We start from the raw sequence: 9518 nt of genomic DNA on the forward strand, positions 1-9518 counted from the left end.
ACATTTGTAGTCTAGATTTGTCAATCTTATTTAATATCACCTTAACAAAACATCCCCATGTGTTTTAAGTAAATCATTATACTTTAATTAGTTATGCCTATTCTTCCCTTTTTCTTTGCAAGATAACTTGTTTTAGTTAGTTGGATAAAAATATAGCGACACCCGTTCGCCATCGAGTTAATAAAACTTAGATAGCCCTAAATCAAAAAATAGAAATAAGCCAGTTATATATATTAATCCAAAGTTCTTTTCATACAAGAAAGCAAATATTTCTTCCCCATATTAATGAGAAATTTCTATTACTATCAAGCAAACCGAAATTAAGAAAATTTAGTTTAAAAGAAAGTGTTCTTCTTTTTCTAAAAAGCTAAATTATTAAATTAAAGAAAATATATACCTTTCGGTTCCCTTCTTCAGATAAAGCAATTTCTCCTGCTTCCTAATACCTACTGATTTGTTACACAAAATTGAATTCCATAAAAATTTGAATTTAAAAACACCCAGGAATACAATGAATATATTATATAGCTTATTTTTTAGAAAGAAGGATTTAACATGAAAACCAAAATAGCTAAATTAATTGAAAATTCGCAAGTGAAATCATTTGAAATGATGACAAATTCTGCTTCTTTTAAATCTATTTTGCGTGGAACTGGTATGACTTTTGTAATTATTTTTGGATCATCTTTGACTAACAACTCTTCTTTATTTTCATTAAATTCTTTGATGGTGATATTAGGTTTCTTTTTAATCTTTATGCCATATATTTTTAATATTCCTAGGAAGTCTAATATATGACTTAATTTCCGACGTTTAATTATTGACTTAAAAATTTTAAGCACCCAAAACAAGAAATTCACACACTTTTAATGAAAAGGTGTGAATTTTTTTGTTTGGGTCTATTTCCCCTTAAATTTTTAGTTATGTGATACTACTTCAATTAATTAATTTTTATTTCTAGTTTAAAGCTTTGCAAATGGGGATCCTTTATCTTCTCTACAATACAATTTCCCCTATTCAACTATTTATATAGCATAGATTACCTAATCCCCCCCATACAAAACTGGAAGAGTATCTTCAACCTTTTAATATTATATTTATATAGAAGTTGCCCTTTCTTGAAAACATACTATACTATAAAATTAAATTAACAAATATTATTTAATGGAGGTTCATAATGAATAAAACAGAACTAATTAACCAAGTATCTGAGAAAACATCACTTACCAAAAAAGAGGTTACCGCATCTGTACAAGCTATCCTAGATCAAATTACGCAATCTCTTCAAAAAGAGGAATCCGTACAGTTAATTGGATTTGGTACATTTGAAGTACGTAAGCGTTCTGCCCGTACTGGGCGCAATCCCCAAACGGGCGAAGAAATGCATATCCCAGGAGGAAAAGTACCTGCATTTAAAGCTGGAAAAGCTTTAAAAGAGGCTGTTAAATAAGGTTTAATTATCTATCTAAAAAGGAATGGAGATTTTTATCTCCATTCCTTTTTAAATTAATCATATATTTTTCGGAAAATAATTAACTAGTTATTTATCATTTTCACGATTTCCATACCCTTCAAACTCTTTTAATCATAGAATTTATTTTTAGATGCTAGGCGCACCTTTTACTGCTAATTTTTTCTTACTTAAATAAACAGCTCGATCCGACTTTTTTGCAACTTCTTGTGAATGCGTCACAACAATTACACATTTATTCTCTTGATGAGCAAGCTCTTGAAACAACTCAATAATCTCTTTTGCTGTTTCTTCATCAAGGTTTCCTGTTGGTTCATCCGCAATAAGTAAATCAACATTGCAAGATAGTGCCCTAGCAATTGCTACACGTTGTTGTTGTCCCCCACTTAGTTGCAAGACGTTTCGTTTCGCTTCTACTTCTGTGAGCCCTACCTTCTCTAATAATTCTAATGCTCTTGCTTTTTTATTCTGTACCTTCACACCTGTAATTTCCATTGCCGTTAGTACATTTTGAAGAGCAGTCATATAGGTAATCAAATTATAGGATTGGAAAATTACGGATACATTTTGATTACGGTATCGATCCAAGCCAATTTTTCGAATATCCTTGCCATTAAACAGTACATAACCATTTTTAGGTATATCTAGCCCACAACCTAAGCTAAGAGTTGTGGTTTTACCAGATCCTGATGGCCCTAAAATCGTGTAGAAATGCCCTTTTTGAAAAGAAAAATTAACATTATCTAGTATCGTTACTTTTTTTCCGTTACTTTCATAGTAATAATCTAAGTTTTTAAATTGTAAAATCGTCTCCATGTCGAGCCTCCTTATTCATCTTTTAAAAGGATTTGTTTTGGATTTAAGCGTAGAATAGATAATGCTGGAAGAAGCGTTGCTAATATAGCAATAGCTAGTCCAATTCCGCCCATTTTTCCTACATCCTCACCTGTTACACTTACATCAATTTTATCAATTGGATCTTCTTTTTGGTTTTGTAGAGTACCACCAGAACTACCTACCATTACACTACCATTTTGTGGATTTTCTTTTTCTTCGCTTGCTGTAGCAATTTCACTCGAAAGTAAGTTATCCCCTACGAATTGAGAAACTTTAGCTCCTGTTGTTATGGATAATCCAAATGCTAAAATAGCAATACATACTACTTCTACTACGAACTGCGCCATCAGTTTCCATTTTTTCTCTCCAATGGACAATAGAATCCCCATTTCCTTACGACGTGCTTTAATCGATAACATAATGATTAATCCTAAGATAATCGCACCTGCAATAGATACCATATAGATAATCATTTGAGAAGTAGAAGCGATATTTTCGATAGGACCAATCATTTGTTTGTACAATGAATCATGTGCATCTAACTTAAAATAATTAAAATCAATATCAGATTTTTTTGCCTCTTTTTTAAATGCATCAATGTATTGTGGGTCGTTCAATAAGTACACAACTTGAATACTACTCATACCTTTATCTACTTCTAATTTTTTTAAAGTAGAGTAAGGCATATATAGTTTATTAGCTGGATTCATCATAGGAGGGGGATTTTGACCCATTGGTTGCTCATTCGTTTCGTAAATACCGATAATTTCAATTTCAAGAGTTTCCTTCTTATCCCCTGATTGAACTTTAACTTTATCTCCTACTTTCAAATTGTTTTGTTCCGCTAATCGTTTTTCCATTAAAGCTACATTCTGATCTTGCATCTGTTCTGTAATTGGTTTTCCATCAACGATTTTACTTTTTCCATTTTTAAAGCTTTCTTGTAATAAACTCTTGCGAACTCCTTCTATCATAAGAGAAGAATTCATATCTATGTCTGAACCTGAACCTGATCCTCCCACCGTTGCCATTCTAGCATTTCCTTTTCCTTCTCCTTCTCCTTCTGAAGCTCCTACTAATTTAAATCCATCTGCGATTCCGAAATTACCGGTTATATAATTATAGTCTTTTACATGCTTGGACTTCGCTAATTGATCTGTTTCTTTTGTATTGAGCTGCGGCGGATTAGGCATTTCTCCAGTTTCCCTTGCTTGTTTTCCTAATTTATCAAAATCAAGACCTAAAGTAACATCAGCACCCAATTTTTTTCTTGCTGAATCAGCAGCTTTTTTTGATGCATTTTGGATTGTGAATCCTGCCAGCACTAAGTTTGTAACAATCAGAAAGACCGCCATCAAAATTAATGATGTTCCTATTCTTTTTTTCATACTGAGAATTGCGCGTTTTATAAAATTCATTTTTCCTAACCTCCTTGATAGTTTTTATTGTATATACGCTATCTGGAGTTTGTATGGAGCTATTCCGTAGTTTATCTGGAGATATAAGGAGTTTATGTGTATTTATTCATTGACCTGGTAAAGAAAAATTGGAACACAAATTAGAATACGGAATGGATTTTGAATATTAGTAAGGGGTCAGTCCATTAATGTGGAATGAGGACGAATGGAATGATCGTACATATAAATAAATTCAGTCACCAATTGATTAACTTAGGAAAGAAAAACAAGTTTTTCTCCATATAAGCATTCATGTTTAAAGATGCTAGAGAACGATTCAATTACTGTGTTTTGTTTATAAAAGGCATTCACTTGATAACTGGTAAAATGCAATCCTTTTTGATATGCATCTAGAATATCTTTTGCTTCATCACATTTACTACCTCCTTGTATGATATATCTAGCATTCATACAAAAAGCACCTATAAAACTAGTAAAATAGAAAAAACCACCGAAAGGTGGCTGTTAAGCGGCACGTGTTTGATCCGTTAATTTCACGGTTTTTGTTATTTTTTCACCATTTCGATAAACCGTTACTTTAATTGTATCTCCCATTTTTTTCTTTTCATATAAATATTTGCGGAATTGAGCGACATTTTCTATTTTTTGTTCATCCAATGCAATCACAACATCATATTGCTGCAATCCACCTTTTTCTGCTGGTGATTGGTTTGAGATATTTCCCAATACTGCACCATTTGATATCTCTTTTGGTAATTTTAATTGATTACGTGCAGAATCTGTCATTTTCTCTACATCTAATAACTGTACACCCATCATTGGACGTTTAACTGTTCCATCTTTCTCAAGAAACCCTAGGGTTGTTTTGGCTATATTAATTGGGATTGCAAATCCAATTCCTTCAACTGCTTGTTGTGCAATTTTACTCGAATTAATTCCAATGACTTCACCCTGTTCATTAAACAAAGCTCCTCCACTATTCCCAGGATTAATAGCTGCATCTGTTTGAATTACCTGTGCTTGCCAATCCACTTGTTGATTTCCAAGTGTACTAACAGGTATTTCTCGTTCTTTGCTACTAATAATCCCCTTTGTTACACTTCCTTCTAGCCCCAATGGATTCCCAATGGCTATTACCGTTTCCCCTGTACGATTTTTATCTGAGTCTCCAAGTGTTGCGACTCTTTTTACATCAGTTCCATCAATTTCTAATACCGCTAAATCTAATAATGGATCTGTCCCTACTACTTTAGCGGGAACCTTTTTACCGTTATTCAATTTCACTTCTACTTTATTTGCACCGTCTAATACATGATTATTTGTAACAATGAAAGCCTTATTGCCGTTTTTTTTATATATGACCCCTGATCCCGAACCAGCTTCTTCTGATTGGTCTTGCGTATTAAATGAATCTGCATTTTGTTTATAGTTCATGACACCTACGACAACTTCTTTTGCAGATTCAATCATATTTTGAAGATTGCTCTCACCTTTGGGTTTGTAAGAGATAGGAGTAGCCTGGTTCACTTCGTTATGTTTAGGAGATTGACCAGCACTTTCTTTGATTTCATTTATATAAGGGATGGTCAATCCAATGGTAATTGCACCAATCATTGCACCCATTATTCCTGTGAAAAAATAACCTGTTTTTTTATAGGCTTTATTCCTATTATTTTCTGTTTGATTTGTATCATAGTGTCCCATTTTGAGCATCCCTTTCTCCTTTAATTTCAATTGAATATTTTTATCTTCATATTTGAATTACGATGTATGAATGTGATATTTAGAAATCATTATTTCAAAAAGGAAAATTTTACTTTTAGGCATGGTTTAGACATAAATCAACTGTTTTTTCATAGGGATAACATTATATTCGAATTTTTCTATGAGTATATGTATGACGATATTCAAACCCACCTTGAGCTGGCTTCTAAAAAAAGAGCCTATTTGGCTCTCATCAAATAAGGTATTCAATGTACATAGTAGCATGCATGTTATACAGGTGTTTTGCAAAAAGTGACAACAAGGAACAATAACCATCCATTAGCTTATTTACTCTTTTGTTATAAACTTAGAGCCTAGCATTCTCGTGAGAATGGATGGTAATAGGTTTGTGTGTAAATAAGAAGGAAGGGATAAAATTTGATAGATTGTGTAAGTCTTCAACATCATGTATCATTCCTTTCTATTTGGTACATGTATCATACAAACTTAATCTGTATTCTATATGGAGTTAATCTAGAGTTATAATAAAGATTTTCAGTACCTAGTTATTAAATACAAAAAAAAATCAATTTGATCCTCTCTATTTTTGTTCACTAGACTTATATAGCTTTCTTTTATTTACACTTGTATATTTATTTAAGCACGGTGCTAATTTCAATTTTTGTTTTTTCTCTTTTATGCGACCATTATTCGAATGAGGGGCCATCCACAGTTGTAAATCTAATAAAGAAAGAATGATGTTTGCTTCCAGTGACACCTTGATTACCTCCCTCTGACTTGTTATGTATATAACCTATCTCATACATCTGGAGCTGATCTGAAATACATGTAGTTTTCCCGTGAAGTTTTTATAGTGTTTCTATGTATTCTAATACGTCTCCACATCATCTCCAGATTGGAGGGCTATAATGACTACAAGAGGTGATATAACGATGAACTATCATATTCTGGTGGTAGAAGATGATCAAGAAATACAAGAATTAATCAAACAATTTTTAATGACACAACAGTATAAAGTTATAGTTGCTTCAGATGGATTAGAGGGCATGAACCAATTTAATAAACAATCCTTCGATTTAATTCTTCTAGATGTGATGATGCCAAACCTGAATGGATTTGAAGTTGCCAAAATGATTCGAAGTCAGTCAAATATACCCATTATTATGCTAACCGCGTTAGAAGAAGAACAAGATCAAATGAAAGGATTTGATCTTGGAGTCGATGATTATATTACGAAGCCTTTTTCTTTTCATGTTTTGATGAGACGAGTCGAAGCCGTACTGAGAAGAAGCTATAATCAAAATACGGATAATCATTTCGTTTTTAAAGAAATACATGTCGATGGTGATGCATATAAAGTATATGTAAATAGGAGTGAAATCCCCTTAACGACAAAAGAATTTGAAATTCTGCAACTACTACTTCAAAATGAGAAAAAGGTACTCACAAGAGAAAGCATCGTAGAAAAAGTTTGGGGATATGAGTATCCCGGAGACACACGAATGATTGATACCCATATTAAAAATATACGAAAAAAATTAGATATACCCTACATTAAAACAGTAAAGGGCATTGGTTATAAAATCGATGAATAGGATCGTAAAAATCATGAAGATGAAGAGAATTACCTATAAACTTTTTATGACTACATCCCTCATTTTATTAGCCTTTGCAACCTTGATTTATGTAACTTTATACTTCTTTCTCCCTAAATTTTATGAGCAATACAAAACAGATCAGCTTCAAACGGGAATCGAAGAAATAATTGATAAATCTAAAGATCTTACGCTTCAAAATGCAATACCACTTGTTGATGAATACGCACAAAAAAATAATGCGGTGATCTACCTTCAAAATAATGAGGGAAGACTTATTTATTCTCCTTCTATTGCTTTTCTTCAAGGTACTATTCAAGGAAGTGCTATTCAAGAGGGTACTATTCAAGGCGGTACTCAAGCAAAAGGTTTTGTTAAAACAGTACCAGCAAGGAGTTTAGATAATCCTCGTAATTCATATGAGGCTACCAAGCCAATACAATTCCAAGATGTTAACTTAACGCTTGTGGTGTTCGCCACATTTCAACCAATCGATGAAGCTTCTCAGGTCTTGGTACGTTTTCTACCCTATATTAGTATCATTGTACTGGTTATTGGTTTAGGAAGTGCTTATCTCTATTCAAGGTTTATTACTAAACCACTTATTTATATTAATGAAGGTGCACAAAAGATGGCAAACTTGGATTTCTCCGAAAAAATTGAGGTTCGTTCTATGGATGAATTAGGGGAATTATCCAATAGCTTGAACGATATGTCCATTAATTTACAACAAGCTATGTTTGATTTACAAAATGCAAATCAGCAATTAAAAAGTGATATTGAAAAAGAAAGAGAAATAGAAACAAAGCGAAGGGAATTTTTTGCCACTGTAGCACATGAATTAAAAACTCCTCTTACTGTTATGAAAGGATACTTAGAAGGGATGATATATAATATCGGCCCTTATCAAAATCGTGACCAATATTTAAAGAAAAATCATCAAATAATTGAAAGTATGGAACAACTGGTTCGCGAAATCTTAAGCATGTCAAAATTTGAACAACATGCCTTTAAACTACAAGTAGAAGAAGTAAATCTTTCGAAATTAGTAGGTACAATCACAAAAAATCTCGAATTTTTTGCTTCTCAAAAAGGCATTCGAATAATAAAAGAAGTCGATTGTGACATTTTTGTTTATACGGATTTTGTTCTTTTAGAAAAAGCCTGTAAAAACATCATTCATAATGCGATTATGTATTCACCACCTAACGAAAAGGTCTATATAAAGTTAAGCCGAGAATCTAAGCAAAACCATATCGAAATACAAGTCATCAATACAGGTGTCGAAATTAAAGAAGAGAATATACAACACATATTCGAACCCTTTTATCGAATCGAAAAGTCAAGAAATCGAAATACGGGAGGGAGTGGCTTAGGGTTATATATTGTAAAACAAATTTTTGAATCCCTTTTTATCACGTATTCTATAAATAATACCAAACAAGGCGTAGAATTTTTAGTTACCATTCCATTATCCAGCAAATAAACAACAAAAGAGTCTATAGATATTTTATAAACAATACATTTTTCAACACAACCACATATTTCTTATTTGAATTACAAAAAAGAGAACCCTAATAACAAGGATTCTACAACAGGAAAAACAAACATATAATAATAAAAAGAATTACTTATCTTATAATTTAATAATAAGATAAAAATATTGATAAAGTTTAGAATTAATTGAATATTGCTACGCACTTAATTATAATTGATTAGGAGTTGGAGTAGTAATCTGTCATCTGTTCCTTTTGTTCCGCAACCGTTATATAATCTAAGTGCAAATACCCGATTTGTAAACAACTAATTTTCCATACGACATAAATCTTTGCTAGGAGAAATCCTAGCCTTTTTTATTTAATGCCTGTCGATCCGAAACCACTAATGCCTCTCTCACTAACCGATAACTCGTCCACCTCAACAAAATGAGCTATTTCCACTGGCGTTATGACGCCTTGAGCAGTCCGTGTTCCCCGTTCGATAATATGAGCTTTCATGTTTAAACTACAGGTCTTACAGTGTTATCTTCCAACACTCCAATTTCTCCGCGGTAGCCACTGTCCACCGTTCCAAATACTACTCTAAACTTTGTATTACGCATCATACCGCTCCGCGGGCGTACCTGCAATTCGTAACTAAAAAGCTCATTTTTTCGTTTTGGGGTAATTCTGAATTCTTAAGTTGATGGATAATGGGTATTTCCTTGGCCATTACCACTACTTGGCGGTGTTGTATCTCCTTGGCCATTACCACTACTTGGCGGTGTTGTATCTCCTTGGCCATTACCACTACTTGGCGGTGTTGTATCTCCTTGGCCATTACCACTACTTGGCGGTGTTGTATCTCCTTGGCTATTACCACTACTTGGTGGTGTTGTATCTCCTTGGCCATACTTTGCGCTTTTTTTTTTTCCTTTCCATTACCACTTCTTTGCCCTTTTTTCTCTACATCTCCCTTCTCCCTATTACCATT

General features: G+C 33.0%; 10 protein-coding genes and 1 pseudogene. 3 read left to right on the forward strand and 8 right to left on the reverse strand.

All coding sequences use genetic code 11. The annotated features are described in order from the left end of the window. Positions 1 to 536 precede the first annotated feature (536 nt). Complete coding sequence (locus DT250_RS31975; RefSeq protein ID WP_176549721.1) at positions 537 to 851, reverse strand: hypothetical protein; 315 nt, start codon at positions 849 to 851, stop codon at positions 537 to 539. A 326-nt stretch (positions 852 to 1177) separates the two neighbouring features. On the opposite strand from DT250_RS31975, the gene DT250_RS30910 reads away from it, so the two are divergent. After that, positions 1178 to 1450 (forward strand): HU family DNA-binding protein, encoded by a 273-nt coding sequence (locus DT250_RS30910; protein WP_149214355.1) that lies wholly within the window; start codon positions 1178 to 1180, stop codon positions 1448 to 1450. A 150-nt stretch (positions 1451 to 1600) separates the two neighbouring features. Here the strand turns inward: DT250_RS30910 and DT250_RS30915 are convergent, their stop codons facing one another. The 5 genes from DT250_RS30915 to DT250_RS31980 all read right to left on the reverse strand — a co-directional run bounded on the left by DT250_RS30915 (position 1601) and on the right by DT250_RS31980 (position 6208). Further along, positions 1601 to 2287, reverse strand: a complete 687-nt coding sequence (locus DT250_RS30915; protein WP_149214356.1) for an ABC transporter ATP-binding protein — start codon at positions 2285 to 2287, stop codon at positions 1601 to 1603. A gap of 11 nt (positions 2288 to 2298) precedes the next feature. After that, the gene (locus tag DT250_RS30920; protein WP_149214357.1) at positions 2299 to 3726 is read right to left on the reverse strand and encodes an ABC transporter permease; all 1428 of its coding nucleotides are present in this window, start codon (positions 3724 to 3726) and stop codon (positions 2299 to 2301) included. A 252-nt stretch (positions 3727 to 3978) separates the two neighbouring features. Next, the gene (locus tag DT250_RS32025; protein WP_218951297.1) at positions 3979 to 4176 is read right to left on the reverse strand and encodes a hypothetical protein; all 198 of its coding nucleotides are present in this window, start codon (positions 4174 to 4176) and stop codon (positions 3979 to 3981) included. A gap of 54 nt (positions 4177 to 4230) precedes the next feature. Continuing rightward, positions 4231 to 5439, reverse strand: a complete 1209-nt coding sequence (locus DT250_RS30930; protein ID WP_149214358.1) for a S1C family serine protease — start codon at positions 5437 to 5439, stop codon at positions 4231 to 4233. A gap of 592 nt (positions 5440 to 6031) precedes the next feature. Beyond that, on the reverse strand, positions 6032 to 6208 hold the full coding sequence (locus DT250_RS31980; protein ID WP_170958460.1) for a hypothetical protein: 177 nt from the start codon (positions 6206 to 6208) through the stop codon (positions 6032 to 6034). A gap of 151 nt (positions 6209 to 6359) precedes the next feature. Here DT250_RS31980 and DT250_RS30935 point away from each other — a divergent pair, with 151 nt between their 5' ends. Together DT250_RS30935 and DT250_RS30940 are read left to right on the forward strand one after the other, a co-directional pair. Continuing rightward, on the forward strand, positions 6360 to 7046 hold the full coding sequence (locus DT250_RS30935) for a response regulator transcription factor (protein ID WP_175472374.1): 687 nt from the start codon (positions 6360 to 6362) through the stop codon (positions 7044 to 7046). A gap of 13 nt (positions 7047 to 7059) precedes the next feature. After that, the gene (locus DT250_RS30940; RefSeq protein WP_149214359.1) at positions 7060 to 8532 is read left to right on the forward strand and encodes a HAMP domain-containing sensor histidine kinase; all 1473 of its coding nucleotides are present in this window, start codon (positions 7060 to 7062) and stop codon (positions 8530 to 8532) included. 367 nt (positions 8533 to 8899) lie between these two features. Here the strand turns inward: DT250_RS30940 and DT250_RS30945 are convergent. Continuing rightward, a pseudogene (locus DT250_RS30945) lies at positions 8900 to 9180 on the reverse strand (dUTP diphosphatase); the annotation flags it as partial. Next, the coding region (locus tag DT250_RS31985) for a hypothetical protein (RefSeq protein ID WP_179952885.1) at positions 9147 to 9518 on the reverse strand (372 nt) is incomplete at its 5' end. The pseudogene DT250_RS30945 and the gene DT250_RS31985, both read right to left, overlap by 34 nt.

This window comes from Bacillus sp. AR2-1, from assembly GCF_008368755.1.
GTDB classification, from domain to species: Bacteria; Bacillota; Bacilli; order Bacillales; family Bacillaceae_G; genus Bacillus_A; species Bacillus_A wiedmannii.

Bases quoted from the DNA above. Each gene is read 5' to 3' on its own strand.
- DT250_RS30920 (WP_149214357.1), bottom strand. From the start codon at position 3,726: ATGAATTTTATAAAACGCGCAATTCTCAGTATGAAAAAAAGAATAGGA.
- DT250_RS30930 (WP_149214358.1), bottom strand. From the start codon at position 5,439: ATGCTCAAAATGGGACACTATGATACAAATCAAACAGAAAATAATAGG.
- DT250_RS30915 (WP_149214356.1), bottom strand. From the start codon at position 2,287: ATGGAGACGATTTTACAATTTAAAAACTTAGATTATTACTATGAAAGT.
- DT250_RS30940 (WP_149214359.1), top strand. From the start codon at position 7,060: ATGAAGATGAAGAGAATTACCTATAAACTTTTTATGACTACATCCCTC.
- DT250_RS32025 (WP_218951297.1), bottom strand. From the start codon at position 4,176: ATGAATGCTAGATATATCATACAAGGAGGTAGTAAATGTGATGAAGCA.
- DT250_RS30910 (WP_149214355.1), top strand. From the start codon at position 1,178: ATGAATAAAACAGAACTAATTAACCAAGTATCTGAGAAAACATCACTT.
- DT250_RS30935 (WP_175472374.1), top strand. From the start codon at position 6,360: ATGACTACAAGAGGTGATATAACGATGAACTATCATATTCTGGTGGTA.